Source organism: Citrobacter braakii (assembly GCF_002075345.1).
Classification (GTDB): domain Bacteria; phylum Pseudomonadota; class Gammaproteobacteria; order Enterobacterales; family Enterobacteriaceae; genus Citrobacter; species Citrobacter braakii.
Window position 1 is genome coordinate 20,626 of the sequence record NZ_NAEW01000009.1, and the last position, 15,217, is coordinate 35,842.

At 52.8% G+C, this 15,217-nt stretch carries 26 protein-coding genes; 1 reads left to right on the forward strand and 25 read right to left on the reverse strand.

Annotated elements, in window-relative coordinates:
* Positions 1 to 8 precede the first annotated feature (8 nt).
* From modD to BZK42_RS18395, 5 genes are read right to left on the reverse strand one after another with little or no spacing between them, the layout of a single operon-like run.
* Entirely contained in the window at positions 9 to 866 is an 858-nt protein-coding gene (modD, locus tag BZK42_RS18375) for a ModD protein (protein ID WP_047416626.1), read from the reverse strand.
* Complete coding sequence (locus BZK42_RS18380) at positions 863 to 1,675, reverse strand: class I SAM-dependent methyltransferase (protein WP_080859675.1); 813 nt, start codon at positions 1,673 to 1,675, stop codon at positions 863 to 865. Before BZK42_RS18380 ends, modD begins: the two co-directional genes overlap by 4 nt.
* A gap of 9 nt (positions 1,676 to 1,684) precedes the next feature.
* Positions 1,685 to 2,446: an ABC transporter ATP-binding protein gene (locus BZK42_RS18385; RefSeq protein WP_080859678.1), complete on the reverse strand. Its 762-nt coding sequence runs from the start codon at positions 2,444 to 2,446 to the stop codon at positions 1,685 to 1,687.
* On the reverse strand, positions 2,443 to 3,402 hold the full coding sequence (locus tag BZK42_RS18390) for a FecCD family ABC transporter permease (protein WP_369707202.1): 960 nt from the start codon (positions 3,400 to 3,402) through the stop codon (positions 2,443 to 2,445). Before BZK42_RS18390 ends, BZK42_RS18385 begins: the two co-directional genes overlap by 4 nt.
* Positions 3,403 to 3,428: 26 nt before the next feature.
* Positions 3,429 to 4,418 carry an ABC transporter substrate-binding protein gene (locus tag BZK42_RS18395; RefSeq protein WP_143329706.1) on the reverse strand — a complete coding sequence of 330 codons (990 nt, stop codon included), beginning with the start codon at positions 4,416 to 4,418 and terminating at the stop codon, positions 3,429 to 3,431.
* A 162-nt stretch (positions 4,419 to 4,580) separates the two neighbouring features.
* Here BZK42_RS18395 and BZK42_RS28740 point away from each other — a divergent pair, with 162 nt between their 5' ends.
* Positions 4,581 to 4,742, forward strand: coding sequence for a hypothetical protein (locus tag BZK42_RS28740; RefSeq protein WP_158083366.1), 162 nt, complete (start codon positions 4,581 to 4,583; stop codon positions 4,740 to 4,742).
* Positions 4,743 to 4,747: 5 nt separating this feature from the next.
* Here BZK42_RS28740 and BZK42_RS18400 read toward each other — a convergent pair whose 3' ends face one another.
* The 20 genes from BZK42_RS18400 to BZK42_RS18485 all read right to left on the reverse strand — a co-directional run bounded on the left by BZK42_RS18400 (position 4,748) and on the right by BZK42_RS18485 (position 15,217).
* On the reverse strand, positions 4,748 to 5,383 hold the full coding sequence (locus tag BZK42_RS18400) for a hypothetical protein (RefSeq protein ID WP_080859681.1): 636 nt from the start codon (positions 5,381 to 5,383) through the stop codon (positions 4,748 to 4,750).
* A 122-nt stretch (positions 5,384 to 5,505) separates the two neighbouring features.
* Positions 5,506 to 6,099: a Mor transcription activator family protein gene (locus BZK42_RS18405; RefSeq protein ID WP_080859683.1), complete on the reverse strand. Its 594-nt coding sequence runs from the start codon at positions 6,097 to 6,099 to the stop codon at positions 5,506 to 5,508.
* On the reverse strand, positions 6,096 to 6,530 hold the full coding sequence (locus BZK42_RS18410; protein WP_080859685.1) for a gp16 family protein: 435 nt from the start codon (positions 6,528 to 6,530) through the stop codon (positions 6,096 to 6,098). The genes BZK42_RS18405 and BZK42_RS18410 overlap by 4 nt, the downstream gene beginning before the upstream one ends.
* A gap of 201 nt (positions 6,531 to 6,731) precedes the next feature.
* Positions 6,732 to 7,175 (reverse strand): hypothetical protein, encoded by a 444-nt coding sequence (locus BZK42_RS18415; RefSeq protein WP_080859687.1) that lies wholly within the window; start codon positions 7,173 to 7,175, stop codon positions 6,732 to 6,734.
* Positions 7,168 to 7,863 (reverse strand): DUF2786 domain-containing protein, encoded by a 696-nt coding sequence (locus BZK42_RS18420; protein WP_080859689.1) that lies wholly within the window; start codon positions 7,861 to 7,863, stop codon positions 7,168 to 7,170. The genes BZK42_RS18415 and BZK42_RS18420 overlap by 8 nt, the downstream gene beginning before the upstream one ends.
* Complete coding sequence (locus BZK42_RS18425) at positions 7,853 to 8,188, reverse strand: hypothetical protein (RefSeq protein ID WP_080859691.1); 336 nt, start codon at positions 8,186 to 8,188, stop codon at positions 7,853 to 7,855. The genes BZK42_RS18420 and BZK42_RS18425 overlap by 11 nt, the downstream gene beginning before the upstream one ends.
* Positions 8,189 to 8,197: 9 nt before the next feature.
* A complete protein-coding gene (locus BZK42_RS18430; protein ID WP_080859693.1) occupies positions 8,198 to 8,476 on the reverse strand; it encodes a hypothetical protein in 279 nt (92 codons plus the stop codon).
* Between the two features lie 2 nt (positions 8,477 to 8,478).
* Positions 8,479 to 8,679: a hypothetical protein gene (locus BZK42_RS18435; protein WP_080859695.1), complete on the reverse strand. Its 201-nt coding sequence runs from the start codon at positions 8,677 to 8,679 to the stop codon at positions 8,479 to 8,481.
* On the reverse strand, positions 8,663 to 8,860 hold the full coding sequence (locus tag BZK42_RS28380; RefSeq protein ID WP_169922381.1) for a hypothetical protein: 198 nt from the start codon (positions 8,858 to 8,860) through the stop codon (positions 8,663 to 8,665). The genes BZK42_RS18435 and BZK42_RS28380 overlap by 17 nt, the downstream gene beginning before the upstream one ends.
* On the reverse strand, positions 8,826 to 8,999 hold the full coding sequence (locus BZK42_RS28385; protein ID WP_158083367.1) for a hypothetical protein: 174 nt from the start codon (positions 8,997 to 8,999) through the stop codon (positions 8,826 to 8,828). Before BZK42_RS28385 ends, BZK42_RS28380 begins: the two co-directional genes overlap by 35 nt.
* Before the next feature lie 31 nt (positions 9,000 to 9,030).
* Positions 9,031 to 9,219 (reverse strand): hypothetical protein, encoded by a 189-nt coding sequence (locus BZK42_RS18440; RefSeq protein ID WP_080859697.1) that lies wholly within the window; start codon positions 9,217 to 9,219, stop codon positions 9,031 to 9,033.
* The gene (locus tag BZK42_RS18445; protein ID WP_080859699.1) at positions 9,216 to 9,740 is read right to left on the reverse strand and encodes a host-nuclease inhibitor Gam family protein; all 525 of its coding nucleotides are present in this window, start codon (positions 9,738 to 9,740) and stop codon (positions 9,216 to 9,218) included. The genes BZK42_RS18440 and BZK42_RS18445 overlap by 4 nt, the downstream gene beginning before the upstream one ends.
* 22 nt (positions 9,741 to 9,762) lie before the next feature.
* The gene (locus BZK42_RS18450) at positions 9,763 to 10,002 is read right to left on the reverse strand and encodes a hypothetical protein (RefSeq protein WP_080859700.1); all 240 of its coding nucleotides are present in this window, start codon (positions 10,000 to 10,002) and stop codon (positions 9,763 to 9,765) included.
* Positions 10,002 to 10,289, reverse strand: a complete 288-nt coding sequence (locus tag BZK42_RS18455) for a hypothetical protein (RefSeq protein ID WP_080859702.1) — start codon at positions 10,287 to 10,289, stop codon at positions 10,002 to 10,004. The genes BZK42_RS18450 and BZK42_RS18455 overlap by 1 nt, the downstream gene beginning before the upstream one ends.
* Positions 10,289 to 10,660 carry a DUF2528 family protein gene (locus BZK42_RS18460; protein WP_080859703.1) on the reverse strand — a complete coding sequence of 124 codons (372 nt, stop codon included), beginning with the start codon at positions 10,658 to 10,660 and terminating at the stop codon, positions 10,289 to 10,291. Before BZK42_RS18460 ends, BZK42_RS18455 begins: the two co-directional genes overlap by 1 nt.
* 10 nt (positions 10,661 to 10,670) lie before the next feature.
* Complete coding sequence (locus BZK42_RS18465) at positions 10,671 to 11,858, reverse strand: ExeA family protein (RefSeq protein ID WP_080859705.1); 1,188 nt, start codon at positions 11,856 to 11,858, stop codon at positions 10,671 to 10,673.
* Between the two features lie 12 nt (positions 11,859 to 11,870).
* Entirely contained in the window at positions 11,871 to 12,119 is a 249-nt protein-coding gene (locus tag BZK42_RS18470; RefSeq protein WP_080859707.1) for a hypothetical protein, read from the reverse strand.
* A 32-nt stretch (positions 12,120 to 12,151) separates the two neighbouring features.
* Positions 12,152 to 13,951 (reverse strand): DDE-type integrase/transposase/recombinase, encoded by a 1,800-nt coding sequence (locus BZK42_RS18475; RefSeq protein WP_080859709.1) that lies wholly within the window; start codon positions 13,949 to 13,951, stop codon positions 12,152 to 12,154.
* Between the two features lie 2 nt (positions 13,952 to 13,953).
* Positions 13,954 to 14,259 carry a hypothetical protein gene (locus BZK42_RS18480; RefSeq protein WP_080859711.1) on the reverse strand — a complete coding sequence of 102 codons (306 nt, stop codon included), beginning with the start codon at positions 14,257 to 14,259 and terminating at the stop codon, positions 13,954 to 13,956.
* Between the two features lie 4 nt (positions 14,260 to 14,263).
* Positions 14,264 to 15,217, reverse strand: coding sequence for a hypothetical protein (locus tag BZK42_RS18485; protein ID WP_080859712.1), 954 nt, complete (start codon positions 15,215 to 15,217; stop codon positions 14,264 to 14,266).

The window sequence follows — 15,217 nt, forward strand, 5'->3', positions numbered from 1 at the left end:
TTTTGATGTTATAGGCCACGTGCGTCCGGGCTCAGGCTCACTTTGATATCCGCAGGTGGAGCGTAGTAAGGCGCGGAAGTGATAAAGAGTCTGATACCGCAGTCGAGATAACCCGCCAGCGAGGCGAGGGTAATGCCGCCGGTCAGCGCCAGCGTGCAATGGGGGGCCAGAGCAGGGGCCTGACGGGCAATTTCTGCCGCTTGCTCGGGGGTAAATTTGTCGAGTTGTAGGACATCTGGGGCGGCGCGTAGGGCGGCCAATGCCTCATCTGGCGTATCCGCTTCGACCACGATCTTTTTTTCTGGCGCATGGCTGCGTAAGCGCGCAATCGCGCCTGTCCAGTCGTTTGGGTTGGTAAGGAAACGGCGGTGATTAGCAAACAGCAGTACCGTTTCGGCGCATCCTCCCCGATGGATAATGCCCCCGGCGGCAAGTATTGCCTGAGTCGCCAGTAAACGCGTACCGGGAATGGCTTTGCGGGTGCAGGCAATCTGCCCATCGGGATAGCGTTGATGCAGCATGCTCAGCATCTCGACGAGATAGCCCGACACGCCGCAGCTCCACTCCAGTACATTTTGTACCGCTTTCCAGCCCTGGTGCAGCGCCGCCGCTGGTCCGTGTGCGCGAATCAGTCGCTGTCCGGCGTTCGCCCGTTCGCCATCGGACAAAATATCGGTGACGGTTAATCCCAATGAAGTCAGCATTTGTCTGGCAACAGCGGTACCGCTAACGCATCCGCCCTGGCGATGGCTAAACTCGATGACGCCTGGTTGGGCGCCGATACCCAGCGCGCGGGTGGTCAGATCGCCGCCCTGAATATCTTCCAGCAGCAGCGCGTCAATTTGCGCCTGCGAAAAGTAGATCATCGCAGCGCCTCCCGCGGGATGCTGTCCCACCAGATAAGCGCCCAGTCACGGCTGGCGGGGGCAATAGCGCGTGGATCCTGCTGTTGATACCAGTTTTCCAGACGTTCGACCTCGTCGGCGCTCAGTTCACCCATACTCCAGCGCACGTTTTCCAGAAAACGCGTCCAGATGCTGTTGTCCTGCTGACAGTTGGGACCGCGGATAAAATCAACGTGCGCGTGGATCCCCATCTGATACAGAACATTAAGCGCATAGATATAGTTGGGCAGTTCAATCACTTCGCGGCCCAGTGCGCGCTGAATGGTGGGAGAAACGAAAGATGAACTGACGAGGTGGGTGGTATAAACCCGCAGCCGGGCCTGATTATTCAGCTTGCTCATTGCCTGGCGCATATCGGCAACCAGCGTGGAGCGCGAGGCGACGGCGATATCGCACTGGGGTAAATCATCCCAGTGCTCTTCCCAGGCTCGTTGCACCCATTGTACGTGACGGGCGTTCATTTGTGCGGCGCGGCGGGCAGCTACGCTCAGCATTCCCTTGCTGTAATCTACGCCGTAAATTATTGGCATTTTTTTAGCCAGCGCCAGCGAGACTGTACCGGGGCCGCAACCCATATCAAACAGCGACTCTGCACCTTGCAGGTCGATTTTCCCCAGCAGTTGCAACAGATAGCTGTCGGTTAATGAGGCGCAATTCTCCGCCATTTTTTCCGCACGTTTGTCCCAGTGCTCCGGCTTTTTCTCGGTTCTGTTCGCCAACTGTAATTGCTTACGGTAAAGATCGGCAAAATCAATGTCGTCAATGAGCATGAGTATTCCTTAATTGAGTGAACCATAAAGATGGTGGGTAATTTGTGACGGTGTAACGCGATACAGCGCGGCCAGGCGGTCGGCGGCGAGCTGATGTTCAGGCAGCCCCTGCGACACCTCGCCGTTTGGTTCAACCCGTACCACGCTGTCGGCGATTGCCCGGGCGTGCAACGGGTGATGGGTCGACATCAGCAGGGCCATACCGGAATTTTTCAGCGTCACCAGCCTGTCGAGCAGACGGATTTGATGCCCAAAATCAAGGCTGGATGCGGGTTCATCCAGCAATAAAAGACGCGGACGTTGCGCCAGCGCGCGAGCGATCAACACCAGTTGCCGTTCGCCGCCGCTCAGGGTGTTCCAGCGTCGAAGTGCCAGGTGAGAAATCTCCAGCATCGCCAGTTGCTGATGTGCAATTTCACGCTCTTTAGCGCCGGGAACCGCAAATGCCGCCAGTTGCGGGGCCAGTCCCATCATCACCATGTCCAGCGCGGTGAAGGCAAACGCGCCGTCGTGCGCCTGAGGAACCCAGGCGATGGCTGCGGCGCGTTCCAGATCGCTGAGATGATTCACCGCGACGCCATCAAGCAGAATGTCACCGCGAAGCGGCGGAAGAACGCCGAGAATGGTGCGCATCAGGGTGGTTTTACCGCTGCCGTTAGCACCAATCAGACAACAGACAGAACCGGGCGAAACCTGAAAGGAGATATCACGTAACACGGGTTGTTTACTGTGGTATCCCAGCGACGCGTGGCGCACGAGTAATAGCGTCATGGGCGGTTTCCCCGCAGCAAAAGCAGCAAAAAGAACGGTGCGCCAATAAATGCAGTCAGGATCCCCAGCGGGATTTCCGTGCGGCTCAGCGTGCGGGCGAGGGTGTCGGTGAGCAGGAGTAGAATGGCGCCGATCCCCATGGACACCGGCAGTAACTGCTGGTGGTTATTCCCGCTGAGGAGTCTGCCGATGTGCGGCACCACCAGTCCAATCCAGCCGATAATGCCGGCAATGGCGACGGTACAGGCGGTGACTAACGTTGCGCAGACGATCAGTCCCAGCCGCAGTCGGGAGACGTTGATCCCAAGCGATCGGGCTTCATCATCCGACAGAGTGAGCAGGTTCATGCGCCAGCGCAGCAGCAATAACGGGACCAGTCCAGCAAGGATCAGCGGTGCTGAGAACCACAGATCGTGCAGAGTAATTGTCGATAAACCGCCGAGCAGCCAGAAGGTGATCGACGGGAGTTGGGTATACGGGTCGGCCAACGTTTTGATGAGTGAAATTCCCGCTCCGCAGACCGTACCCAGCGCAATCCCGACCAGCACCAGTGTTAACACCGGATCGTGACGCTTGACTCGCCGGGTAATCAGCCAGACACCGGCGACCACTAACAAACCGCCAGTGAACGCATACAGCTGAATAAACAGGATTGGTAGCCCCAGCAGGATTGCCGTACAGGCGCCCAAACCGGCACCGGCCGCCACGCCGAGGATATCCGGCGAAACCAGTGGGTTACGGAACATTCCCTGATAAGTGGTTCCTGCGCCAGCCAGCGCTGCGCCGAGTAACAATGCAGCCAGAATGCGCGGCAGTCGGATTTGCCAGAAGACGATTTTGTCCTGCATCGGGACGCCATCCCTGCCCGCAATAAGATCCACGACCTGTTGTGCATCGAGGCGATAAGCACCCGACACCGCGGCGATGCTCGCGCAAAGCACCACCGTCGTAATCATCAGAAAACCGAGGGTAGATGTTTTCATCAGACGCTCACCAGTTGTTGATACTGTGCGTCGCTTAACGTGGTGTGCCAGAACAGTTCACTGTAGCGCTGCATATCGGTTTTAAAGCCCGCTTCAACCTGTGGATCAAGCCAGGCATGCAGACGGCGTAACCCCAGCAAACGATTGATGCCGGGAGGCGCGTCCAGCCAGCCAAACGGCAGGCCGCTGAGAAACAGAATGCGCCGATCGGCAATCGCTTTGACTCCTTGCCAGACGGGATCTTCTCGCAGGTACTGTGCCGTAATCGCATCCTGTACCAGAATAATATCGGGCTGCCAGCTCAACAGGTTTTCCATTGAAACCTGCGCCAGCCCGTGCAGCCCAGGAATTTGCGCCACATTGTGTAATCCCAGTAGTTCTGCCGCTTCGGTATGCAATGAACCTTGTAATCCTGTTTCAAGTCCGCGGGCGCCGCGCGCGGCATAAAAACGCAGCTTTGCTGCGGGAGAGTGTGAAAACGCGAGGGCTTCATCAATAAAACGCTGGGCCAGTTTGGTCTGAGTCCTGGCCCGTGTTGCAACTCCCAGCGCTTCACCTGCCGCGAGTAGCTGTTGCGGGCTGAGCCGCAGTTCGCCATTAATCAGCAGCCAGGGAATTTGCGTTTGCGCGTTGACTTGTCTGGCCTGAGAAAGCCAGGTTTCATCGGCATTGCCGCAGTCAATCACCAGGTCGGGTTTAAGCGCCAGTAGCGCTTCAAGCGAGAGTGTGCTGGCGCGTCCCGCCAGCTTGCCCAGTTTCGGTAAAGCCCGAATGTCTTCGTGAAACGGGATGGCGGTCTGACGAGAAAAATCAAAGGATGAAAAACCAACCAGTTTTTCCGGCGCGACGGCCAGCAGCAGCATGTCGGCGGGTGCGCCTGCGCTGACCACGCGTTGGGTCGCCTCTGGCGCTGGGTGGCCTCCAACGGCAACGGTTAGCGGTGTTTGATGATCAGACGTGAGATATTTGGAAGGGTGACGTGAGATAATTCGGGGATATAGTGATTAATACGGGGACATAGAGGGACAGATTACTGTAATTAATTTTCAGTATGTGAAAGAAGAATTTCATCGTTTACTGCCCATTGAAACCATCCTTCTGACCGCACTAGAATCCAGTTTCCACAACTTATTCCCAGAAGGATCGTTCCAATGAACAACAAAACCGATAACAACTCACCCGTAGAGTATTCAGAAAATCCAAAGAGTGAAGACTACATTACTGTTGAAACAAATCTTGAACAGGATGAATCAGACAGACCCACTCTATCATCCACCGCTGATACCCCGCCAGCACCGCTTGGGAAAAAATAAATCTCTCAGTCGACTGAATGGTTCGCACAAACCCTTCTGATATCAATTCTGGCAATCTGATCTGCAGGAACCCAGGTTGCCAGCGCACCCCATGGAGAATCCACTGTATTATTATATTTTTCCCATTCATCACTGTTTGCAGGACTACGATGAGTAACATACAGCACAACATCTCCTTTATCGCCCAGGGTAAAGGGTCCGTTTGGTAATCCTTCATAGTTGCCGGGTAAGCGCGACAAAAGCCCAGAGCCATCTTTCAGAATTATATAAACCTCAGTAACCCGATAATCAGTATGACCAAACATCTGCTGCCATGCTGAGCTGGTGCTGTCTGACCAAGAAATATCATGGTCACGCAAAAATTTATACATCCATTTACGTCCGTACTTACGCCACCAGGCACCATTTGCAAAGGCGTACACTACAGCCGGGAATGCAGCAAAGTATTCTCCACACCCAACCCAGATAAAAGCCTGATACACCATTGCTGCGAACAGGCCAAAAATCAATGTTGAAAAAGTAACATCAATTGGCTTGTGATGGTCTTTCAGTCCCACGTTAGCAATGAAGTAGCCGATATAACCCGACGCCAGCGTTACCAGCGTGGCCCATGGTAAATTTATAAGGCTGGCATCAATCATAAATATCCTCCCATTACTGGCTATGTTAAGCCCCGGAAAAAGCAAAAGCACGCTGTAAAATCCACCGTGCTTTCATATTGCCGCCAGAAGCAATAAAAGCCGTTTAATACGTTTTAAAACCGTCATACCGGACTGAACAGATCGCCCTGATCGTCGTCAGATTCCTGTTTCCCTGATTTCACATAGGCAAACTGACCGTGCCAGTGGTTCGACATGTAGTTGGCCACTTCCTCACCCAGCGTTTTTGCCTGCGCTTCGTCAACCGTCAGTTGCTCACGAATACAGACTGCGCAGTGATCCATAATATCAGCCAGAACCAGCAGGTCAGCCTCAATAAAGTCGCTGACATCCTGATGACTGACGGCTGATTTATCGTCGAACATATCAACCTGCAGGCTTTCAATATATGCCTGACGCATTTCCTTGACGATGGTATAGACCCGTTGGATCGAAATACCGTATTTACGACCAAGCCAGGCGTGGTTATTGCCGTCGAAATTATCAAACAGTGCCTTATTACGTTTCAGTGTATTGTATGCAATCCCTTTTGGAATACGGATAACGCTGTTAGCCCAGACATGAGACATGCGATCTGCAAAGGTGTTGGCCACGCGGCACGCTGTCATCACAGGAATTCCCTGACGTTCGGTTAATATGGTGATAACGGCCTCCATGAGACCGTCCATCAACTCTTTTTGTGTGGTTGCGCCCATCATGTGCTCCTCGCCGCTTTTTTCAGGCGGTCTTTCTGCCAGTTCTTGAGTTTCTCAATAGCCGAGCTGGCCATCTCAGGCTCCAGCCACTGCAGGCCGTCGACTTTAGTTTCCCGTTTAACCCATCGCCGCAGCGCCTCTTCCGAACTGTCGCGCACGATGCCCTGTGCGTACATTTCCAACCATAAGGCGCGCAGTTTCCTGGCCTGTGGGTGATCCGCCAGTGGGCGTGTTGTGCGCGCCTTGCGGGAGGGTTTTACTTTAAAACCTTTGGCCTTCATTGCGGCCAGTACCTTATTAAGCTGGCCGGGGTTCATGCCGCTGGTGGACGTAATTCCGGTGATTGATAACAGCATCTGACGATAGGTGTCGGTATCGATGCCAAGTTTATTTTTGGCTATATGAATGAGCTGGATAAGCTTACCTCTTTCCATAGGGCCTCCATTTGCTCCACTGCGCCAGACGCTCTTCGTAAAGAGAAAGTGCCAGTGGCCATAACAGGAAAAGAAATAACCAGGCTGCGCCCCAGCGGAGAACAGAATGCCGGTAACGAGCCAGACTACCGGTGTGGTGATGGATTTGAACGGTGGTATATCCCATCCACACCCATGTCCAGCCTAAAGTCAGATAAAAACTCATAGTGACCTCACGATATGCGTATCCAGCGGCATGTAGCGCACCACATGATCGGTAATAAAGTCGCCGGTACTGCTGCTGGTGAAGGTTCGCTGGCCGGTATTCAGGGTGGCTATGACAAAGGGGGAATGACCTTTTTTCTGGCTGGTTTTATCCAGTTCGGCGACGACCGTCAGGCAACTGGTATCCCATTCAGCCTGAACCAGTATGACGACTTCATGGGGGAGTATCTTTCCCTCAACCCATGCGTGACTCTGACGCCGGGGCGTGTTTTTCGCCTGGTAAATACGGTAAAAGCCGTTAACATCATCAAGTATCTGCAGTTCCACGCCGCGACGCAGTACCGGGATGACGTCGACGGGAGTGTAGCCCAGCCGGTCGGCCAGCGTCTGGCAGGTGGCGGGGCCGTATCGGTTAATGAGAGAAGTAATTTTATTAAGCACCGGAAACCTCCGAATGACTGATGCGTTTCTGTTCCTGACCGTTTACCGGATGGTGAAGGCTGGCCTGCCTGCCTTCGAGATAGCCGCTATTCCGGGCGTTGTCGTTATCGCGGGTTTTGCCCGACTCGCGGGCATTGCGCGTAACGGTACGGGTGTATTTCTTCTCCAGCCAGCGTTCGGCCAGTTCCACCTCATGAGCAGTTCTGGCCAGCTTCTCAATTTTATTAAGCACCGCAATGATCCAGCCCTCGGCGAATTTGTCACCGCGTGCGGTTTTGGTGCTGTTTTTGATGCGTTTATTCTGGGTTTTAATAAAGTCTTTGCGGGCTTTAATTAACTGACGGCCTAATACTTCAAAGGTATATGCCGCCAGTTCCGGGCGGTTATATAAGCCGTAAAAGCTGACGCCGCAACCACCCAGCAGAATACAGTCCACCCCAAATGCATCTTTAATAACCTGCAGCAGGTACGCCATATAGCGCGGGGGATTGCTGGCCCCAACGGGCCAGTAATCGCAGATGGATTCATTGATATCGAGAATCTCAATATCATCCTGAGTAATACCGTGAGCGTCAGCCAGCTTCTGCGCGCGGGCCAGCGCAGCAGAAGCTTCATTGGCATTAGATGAACTGGTCAGCGCCATCAGCTTTTTAAGGCGTCGGATGGCCTTTTCTTTATCATCTTTCATTGTCGCTTCCCTTTGCTGGTAATTCTGTACGCCAGCCGTTCGCCTGCATAAATGCCAGATAATTAATGCAGTCGATGGGGTCGCCTTTTTCCAGGTGGTGGAATAACGCCTGCAGGCATTCCTCGCGTGTCCAGAAGTTGCGACCATCGCCAGTTTCTTCACCCTCAGCAGGTACGCGCCAGCCGTTGGTATAGCCGTATTTCTCCTGTGCCTTGTACAGTTTTTCCGCCATGGCATCGGCGGTATCCATTACCAGTTTTTTTGTATCGCGATGAAGATATTTCGGCATGGATACAGTAACGTCGGTTTTGCTTATATAGATCATAATGCCTCCTCATTCTAAGGGTGGTGCGTCAGAACCATCTACAGACAGGCAAATATCTTTACCCTCGATACAGTCAAAATCTTCGTTGAACTCATTTTCATAGTTATTCCGGCTATGTATGGTCAACGTAATTACCTGTTTTTTTGTTTTACCAATAACAGTCATCATGCTGCTGGTGTGGTAATTAAACCCCTTCAGCATGTCCTGAATGGTTTTTTCCAGTCCTTCTTTATCGGTGAGTTTGACGCTATTTGATGTATCGGTTACACAACCTTCAAGTGTTGGCATAATTACCTCTGCATTAAATGAACGGCGAAGAAAAAGCCCATCGTTAATCCTGTCCCGATAAAAAAGGCGTACCAGAAAAAGATGAGGCAATTACCTGATAGCTTGACCATCTCAGGCAGCACGTCATGAATGGCTTTTTTGAATGCCTGCAATTCGAAGCGCAGACGAGCTTTAATTCGCGAGAAATTAATCATCGTTTTCATCCGGTGTCTCCAGTAGTTCAAAGTCCATCACTGCAGGAAACAGGTTTAATTGCTGCCCACAGTGCGGGCAGGCCAGAATCAAATCAACCACCCAGGCGTCATCAACAGGAGACTGCATGATGTTGGCCTGAACGTGCTCGAGATATTCAGTCTCCTTCCTGCAGTGCTTGCACGTCAGCATTAGCAGCCTCCCGTTCTTTGCATTCATCAAGGCGTCGCTGCATTTGCGCCAGCGTCGATTCCTTATCCTCCGTGGTGTTAATCATCTCGAACAACATGGTAGTCACACCCGGTATTGAACCTTCCGTATCCATGCGCATGCTTTTATTCCAGATAGTTGCTTTCGCGCGATTAGTGTATTTCTGTTTTGTCGCCATTGATTTCTACCTCCAGTCCGCGCCCCAGTGTTATCAGTGTTCCGCCTGCACGCACGAATAACTTTGCCGCCTCCAGGTCGTTGCCGGACTCAGCAGCCCGCATGGCGCGGTTAATATCTTTCTCCGCCTTTTTACGCAGATGCAAAATGATGTCGAATTTCATTTCTCAATTTCCTGTTCAAATGGCGTAATGGAAAACACCTCTTTCCCCGACACAATAGAAATACCTTTTATATTCTCGACGGCTTTCTTGTCGGCCAGAATGGCGTCTTTATTAACTTCCTCCTTGCGACGGATAAAACGGTCGAGCTTTAATTTTTTCAGGGTCTCCAGTACCAGCTCCGCGCCCTTAATAGAGACGGATTCCGGTTTTGTTCGCCATGACACTTCACCGGTAATCAGGTTGGCGGTCTTGGTCTTACCGTCTTTGGTGATGTCTGCGCGATTGGCTTCGCACCATGTCTGAACACCTTTCTGCAGCACGTCGAGTTCAGCCCGCAGTGCCTCAATCTTCGGGGTGTTCTGGTTCATGATGACCGCTATCTGGTCATTGGCGTCGGCTTCAATGCGGGTTAATTCCCGCTGAATATCGCCAATTTTTTTAATATCAACGCTGGCCTGTTCTTTGGATTGCGGCGTGTAGGATGCCGCCGCAGCTTTAAGCCGCGATTTTGATTTCGCCATTTTTAATTACCTTTTAAGTGGGTTATTTAACTAATTCAAACTCTATATCTTCGGGTTCGCTAATATCCTCAATATCGTCATCGAAAACGACAAAGTCATATTTAAGGGCGATTTCTTTTATCTGCTCTTCAACTTCACGGGCAGACGACCATTCTGCGCAAATCTGCAGGTATTTATCGTAATCCGCCTTTTCCATCTGTACTGTTTTCCTGAATTCGACATCGGCCCTTGCTGTAATAACTACACTGACTGTATTACTCATTACCGTACCTCCCACGTTACGCGGCAGTTATTCACCTGAATCTGCCACCATTCATAATTACCCCGGTCATCATTGCCGGTGCCATAGCGAACGGCCTTACCTCGTTCCTGCGCCTGACGGCAGCGGTTGTCATAGTTAACCCGGATGCCGGGGCGCTGATAACCGTCGATTTCCACGCGCTCCACCGAAAAATCCATCGCGGTAAGCTGTGCGATAGCCGTACCCACCTGAGCCATTTGTTCCTGAATACGTTTGTTATCGCAGTTAATAATTAAGCGGCTGCGCATCACGATACCTCTTCAACTTCCATATCGTCGTAATGCACTCCCGGAACATCACAGGCCAGAATCTTAATGCCTTCGCTGCCGTTCATTGGCGGCCAGCCTTCCACATTGCCATCCTTAAACAGATCAATAAGCCCTTCAACGTTCCAGCCCTGGTATGTCTGTTCGGTAAAACAAAACACGGCCAGCATTTTTAATACCGTGACGGTAATGTCACAGTCACTGTCCAGATAACGGTCTTCTGCGTTAATAAAGAAGTTATTAATCTGGTGCAGTGACACATCGGTGCAAATGGAATGGTCGATCTCCACGGTTAATACCGGCGCGTCCTCGTGCGCATCCCAGATGATTTCATAGCGTTTTACATCTGACATATATTCCTCCTTAACGGATGTGTGGGTTGATGTTTTTTATTACGTCGCCGTTAACCACCGGCACGCCAATAGCTGCAGCTTCGTTAATGGCTGCAACCATCAGGTTGCCAATGGCAAGCGGGTAAAGGTTGCTGGCAAAAACGTCTGCCCCTGTATCGGGGTTCCTGCCTGCCTTAACGGTCATTTTGTCGCGGATGGCCTGAATGCCTGACTCGTCAATGAACTCGCTGACCTTGCGGCCTGTGCGATCGAACTTAAATGCCAGGAAGGCTTCAAGGTCATCGCCCAGTGGCTCAAGTCTGACCATCTCGCAGCGCTGAACCACTTCACGTACCGAGGCGTTGCGCTCGCTGAGTTTGTCACGCAGCTCCTGCTGGCCTATCAGGATGATGGAAAGCAGGCGTTTAAAGCCGTGCTCCAGCTCCAGAAAGCGCTTGAGGTGTTTCAGTGTGGGAACCGGTAGCGAGTGGGCTTCTTCAATAATCAGCACGTGGCCGCACTGGGAACTTTCGGCGCTGGCTTTCAGGGCCTGATGCACCTGCGCGAACCGGGCTTCCGGTGACTGTTTCGGGCGTTCGCCTGGTGCTACCGCACGCAGAATAGCCTCGGCGATGCTGGCAGATTTCAGGGTTTTGCCGGTGCGATCGTTGTCTTCCATCGCCAGAACGTAGGGTTCGACGACCACAGTGCCAGCGCTTTCGCGGTGCAGACGGTCAATCAGGTCGCGGCGCAGGGTGGATTTACCGGAACCGGACTCGCCCCACAGCGCCAGCATGCCACCGTGAACCGCCGTCTGGAACATCACCTCGCGCACATAGCGGATATCGGACGTGGTGAACATGTCCGCCGCGCTTTGAATGGCGGTGTCGTCGAACGGGTTAGTGAATAACTTAAACGCCTTTTTCGCCTTCTGGCTTAATGACTGTTTTTTGAGTAACATGCTGTCCTCTCCAGTTGTTTGTTGTACCTGAGTAATGGCTGTTGCCTGCGGCCTGACCTCATCAAAACTGTGGGTGGTGTCCACGTTGTGAGACGCAAGCAGTTCAGTGATCCGCTTCCTGAGTTGTTCGGTGTCACGACGTGGCCACTGCCCGTGGTTTACCAACTGCGCCAGCGCGGTTTTTGATATCCCCAGTTCACCGGCAATCTTCGCCATGCTCACCGGCAGATACTGCAGCTGTTGTTTCAGTAGCAACATCGTTTATTCCTCTCAGGCTGCGGCCTGTGCCATGTCGGTACATCCGACCAGCCAGTCACTTGATACACCTGCGTTGTTGACGAAATTCACTGTCAGGCGGTCACACGGATACCAGTCGTAGTGCGTGATGGTGACGGTCATGCCGCTGACAAGGTTCGGGATACCGCGCAGGCAGTAGCTCTTCTCCCGGAAGCGCACTGTCAGGTCATGGCGCACGGCGCGTTTAACGGCGATTGCGAGGGGTTGGGTCTGATTTGTCATAGGGTTCTCCTCTTCATCTATATAAAGGAAGGCTATTTGCCTGCCGCCAGGCTGACCACGACGCTGTCGCTCATGGCCAGCAGTTCCTGCATAATGGCGTCCAGCTGCTCTTCGGGGATGCCATCAGGGTAATGATCCACCAGGTACTGGTAGTGAGTGGGATTCCACTCGCGCCGCAGCGCCTCAAATCTTGTGCGTAATGCCATGGCTGCTTTGACGTGGCTCATGGGTGCTATCTCAATCTGGTGGACCCGCACCGCAGGTTGGGCTTCACGGCCTCTTAATGGCAGAACAGCTACCTTGCTGTGTTCGGCCTCTTCAATTTCTTTGTAGGGATTGAAACGACCATCGAATGGTATTGCGCCGGACTTGCGGGCTTTGTCGGTTTCATCGTTGTTGTCTGTGCCATACAGCGCATGCTCGACTTCGGCGCGGTTGATCTGGGTATCGGTTACTGGCATATGGCCATATTTCTCGCCAATGACGGGCGCGTCCACCGCATATCCCCATTGATCTTTCTCAACGGCGTAGACCGGGATGTAGTTTTCAAAGCCGTCTTCGTCAGTAACAATGATGCGGGCTTCGTTCTCGTGCCACGGATTGCGGGTAACGAGCAGCTTGTCGCCAACGCAGGCGTGCGGAATATTCTCGACACTGAACTCCTGACCACGGAACGATACGCGTAGCTTGCTGGTGATAGTGCGTTCTTCCGGTGCGGCGATAGCCAGTTCACGGCAGATGTCTGGTGATGGCGCTTTCACCAGTTGTTCAGCGGTGATTTTATTCCATGCATCAGTGCGGCTCGTTTCATGCCGACCATGAATGCGCGTCAGGTTGTAGTTCATGCGCCAAAGACGGGCGTAGTGGTTGAGTTGTTCAATGGTCTCAACTCGGACAAAGCGCAGACCGGCTTCAAAGTCACACTCAATAATGTCTCGTGATTTTTCGACGGCCCCCGTAGCGCGGGCGTTGCGGGCTTTATGCTGCAGGCAGCGTATACCGAGTGCGCGGCACATATTGAGCATCGGGGCTGATACCAGCGCGGAGCCGGGGTCGGTAAATAAAATAGAAGGGATGCCGTGAAGTACATCCATTCCGCCACGTTCCTGCATGGCGTTAATCATGACGTTCAGGAAGTTATCGGCACTTTCGCCACCGAAGCGGTACTCAACGTATATCCAGTTGGTGGTGTGATCTATCAGTTCGAAAGACCACACGCGATCGTTAACGATGCGATCAAGGTTTTTGGGCTTGTTTTTGTAGAATGTATCCCTGTCCATAACGCGCAGACCGGTATCACCCTTCGCTTTTTTATTCGGGTTTTTCAGGTAGTACAGCACGCAAATAGACGCGTCTATCTGCCAGACATGGTTAGGATGCAGGCTTTTCAGTTCCAGCGATGGTGTCGGGTGCTGTAACTGGTCATAGTGCAGACGGTAGCTACGCAGCGCCCGGCTGATGGCATCGGTGGACAGCGGGAAAAATTCACCGGTCTCTTCATCAGTGCGACCTGCCATAATCATGCCGTTTGCACGCAGGGCTTTAACCACGCTTTCCAGGCTGTACAGGCGCTTGTCATTGTTGCGCCGGGACTCCAGCCACGCACCTGAAATCACCAGCGCCTCTTCACGCGTCAGGGCGCTACAGCCCGCATCAGCGCGTTGCTTGCGCTGTGCGGCAGGCTGAAATGCTTTCAGCTTTTTGAGTAATGTAGCGCGTGACATACGGAGTTCCTCGCAGGCTGCTTTGTATATCGCTTCTTTGCGCCCATGACCGGCGTGCCGGGCGGCATCTGCATAGTGCATCAGGCGCTGATTCAGGGCGGCGTTCATGGTCAGTTACCTTGTGGTTCGGCGCGGTCTGTGGGCAGCAGACCTTTCATTTTTTCGTAGTCATACACGCCTGTGCCGAGATAAAACTCCACCTCAGACCAGTTGTCTTTTTCGGCAAAGCGGATAATGTGATTAATCCAGTTTCTGGCCAGCGTGGCGGCTTTCAGAAATTCATCACGCTGCACCTGCTGTGCCGGTGTACGGCGGAGTTTGATAATTGGTGAAGGCAGACAACCATTCTCTTTGGCAAATTCGTTAACCTGCTGACCAGATGTGCGGAGCATGTCTTTAATTTCCTGTGCTTTCATCGCATTATTCCTCTTCATTGCCGTTGGTATTATTTTCGTTAAGCCATGCTGGCGGCGTGTGTTCGGTGACCATGTCCGGGATATCGAAGCGAGTGACAATGTCATCCAGTTCGCTGCGGATTTCGCAGACGAGGCCCGCCATAAAGCTGCTGTGGTCAACGCCACGGTCAGCGGTATCCTTCTCCAGTTCTGCAAACGCAGCCTGTAATGCGCCCAGCAGTTCACGCGCTATCTTGCTGCTGATAGACGTCGCTTCCAGGCGGGTACGTTCAGCCAGTTCGTTGTCGGTGATGGGCTTGAAGCGTTCTTCATGCAGCTTGTCTTCCAGCTCATCGCGGGCGGCCTTGAGGTCGGCGGCACGCTGGCGACTGGCTTCGAGGTCGGCTTCTTTGTCGGCGAGTTTCTGCGCCAGCTTCTCTTTTTCTTCGTTCTGGCGGGCGATCAGTTCTTCAGCCAGATCCAGCAGGCTTTCTTTGTCATCCTGCTTTGCCGCCTCAATGAGCGCGGTTCTGGAATCCTCCGGCAGCTTGCGGAACTGGCGCAGCTCGCGGTAGCCGATACCCATACGGGACATGGATTCAAGGGCTTCTTCGCCGAAGGTGCGAAGGTTGGAGATGTCTTGATTGGCCTTTTCATCAGATATGCCTAGAAGGTTACAAAACTCTACCCATGTGCCACTTAACTCCAAACCGTTTGGAGTAGTTTTTCCTTTAAGACATTGATAGAGTTTATTTTCTTTGACGTATGCTAATTTCGAACTCCAAACGGTTTGGGAAAATTTACCAAATGCCTCAGCCATCTGAGCTTGACCTAAAAGCTGATTCAGTAGATCACGTTCTTCCTGCGCCTGAATTTCATCAGTGGATAGCTGGGGGATGACCGGAATATCAAAGTCAATGCCCGGTGTGGCGTCAGGAAGTTTGGCAATGCCAGATTTTTCAACGGGTTTACGTGCCAT

Coding starts and splice junctions, on each gene's coding strand:
- BZK42_RS18445 (WP_080859699.1), bottom strand. CDS start 9,740: ATGGCGAAATCAAAATCGCGGCTTAAAGCTGCGGCGGCATCCTACACG.
- BZK42_RS18410 (WP_080859685.1), bottom strand. CDS start 6,530: ATGGAAAGAGGTAAGCTTATCCAGCTCATTCATATAGCCAAAAATAAA.
- modD (WP_047416626.1), bottom strand. CDS start 866: ATGATCTACTTTTCGCAGGCGCAAATTGACGCGCTGCTGCTGGAAGAT.
- BZK42_RS18425 (WP_080859691.1), bottom strand. CDS start 8,188: ATGATCTATATAAGCAAAACCGACGTTACTGTATCCATGCCGAAATAT.
- BZK42_RS18465 (WP_080859705.1), bottom strand. CDS start 11,858: ATGTTGCTACTGAAACAACAGCTGCAGTATCTGCCGGTGAGCATGGCG.
- BZK42_RS18385 (WP_080859678.1), bottom strand. CDS start 2,446: ATGACGCTATTACTCGTGCGCCACGCGTCGCTGGGATACCACAGTAAA.
- BZK42_RS18470 (WP_080859707.1), bottom strand. CDS start 12,119: ATGACAAATCAGACCCAACCCCTCGCAATCGCCGTTAAACGCGCCGTG.
- BZK42_RS18405 (WP_080859683.1), bottom strand. CDS start 6,099: ATGATGGGCGCAACCACACAAAAAGAGTTGATGGACGGTCTCATGGAG.
- BZK42_RS18435 (WP_080859695.1), bottom strand. CDS start 8,679: ATGAAAACGATGATTAATTTCTCGCGAATTAAAGCTCGTCTGCGCTTC.
- BZK42_RS28740 (WP_158083366.1), top strand. CDS start 4,581: ATGAACAACAAAACCGATAACAACTCACCCGTAGAGTATTCAGAAAAT.
- BZK42_RS18450 (WP_080859700.1), bottom strand. CDS start 10,002: ATGAGTAATACAGTCAGTGTAGTTATTACAGCAAGGGCCGATGTCGAA.
- BZK42_RS18380 (WP_080859675.1), bottom strand. CDS start 1,675: ATGCTCATTGACGACATTGATTTTGCCGATCTTTACCGTAAGCAATTA.
- BZK42_RS18400 (WP_080859681.1), bottom strand. CDS start 5,383: ATGATTGATGCCAGCCTTATAAATTTACCATGGGCCACGCTGGTAACG.
- BZK42_RS18390 (WP_369707202.1), bottom strand. CDS start 3,402: ATGATTACGACGGTGGTGCTTTGCGCGAGCATCGCCGCGGTGTCGGGT.
- BZK42_RS18485 (WP_080859712.1), bottom strand. CDS start 15,217: ATGGCACGTAAACCCGTTGAAAAATCTGGCATTGCCAAACTTCCTGAC.
- BZK42_RS18420 (WP_080859689.1), bottom strand. CDS start 7,863: ATGAAAGATGATAAAGAAAAGGCCATCCGACGCCTTAAAAAGCTGATG.
- BZK42_RS18440 (WP_080859697.1), bottom strand. CDS start 9,219: ATGAAATTCGACATCATTTTGCATCTGCGTAAAAAGGCGGAGAAAGAT.
- BZK42_RS28380 (WP_169922381.1), bottom strand. CDS start 8,860: ATGCTGACGTGCAAGCACTGCAGGAAGGAGACTGAATATCTCGAGCAC.
- BZK42_RS18460 (WP_080859703.1), bottom strand. CDS start 10,660: ATGTCAGATGTAAAACGCTATGAAATCATCTGGGATGCGCACGAGGAC.
- BZK42_RS18455 (WP_080859702.1), bottom strand. CDS start 10,289: ATGCGCAGCCGCTTAATTATTAACTGCGATAACAAACGTATTCAGGAA.
- BZK42_RS18475 (WP_080859709.1), bottom strand. CDS start 13,951: ATGAACGCCGCCCTGAATCAGCGCCTGATGCACTATGCAGATGCCGCC.
- BZK42_RS28385 (WP_158083367.1), bottom strand. CDS start 8,999: ATGCGCATGGATACGGAAGGTTCAATACCGGGTGTGACTACCATGTTG.
- BZK42_RS18430 (WP_080859693.1), bottom strand. CDS start 8,476: ATGCCAACACTTGAAGGTTGTGTAACCGATACATCAAATAGCGTCAAA.
- BZK42_RS18480 (WP_080859711.1), bottom strand. CDS start 14,259: ATGAAAGCACAGGAAATTAAAGACATGCTCCGCACATCTGGTCAGCAG.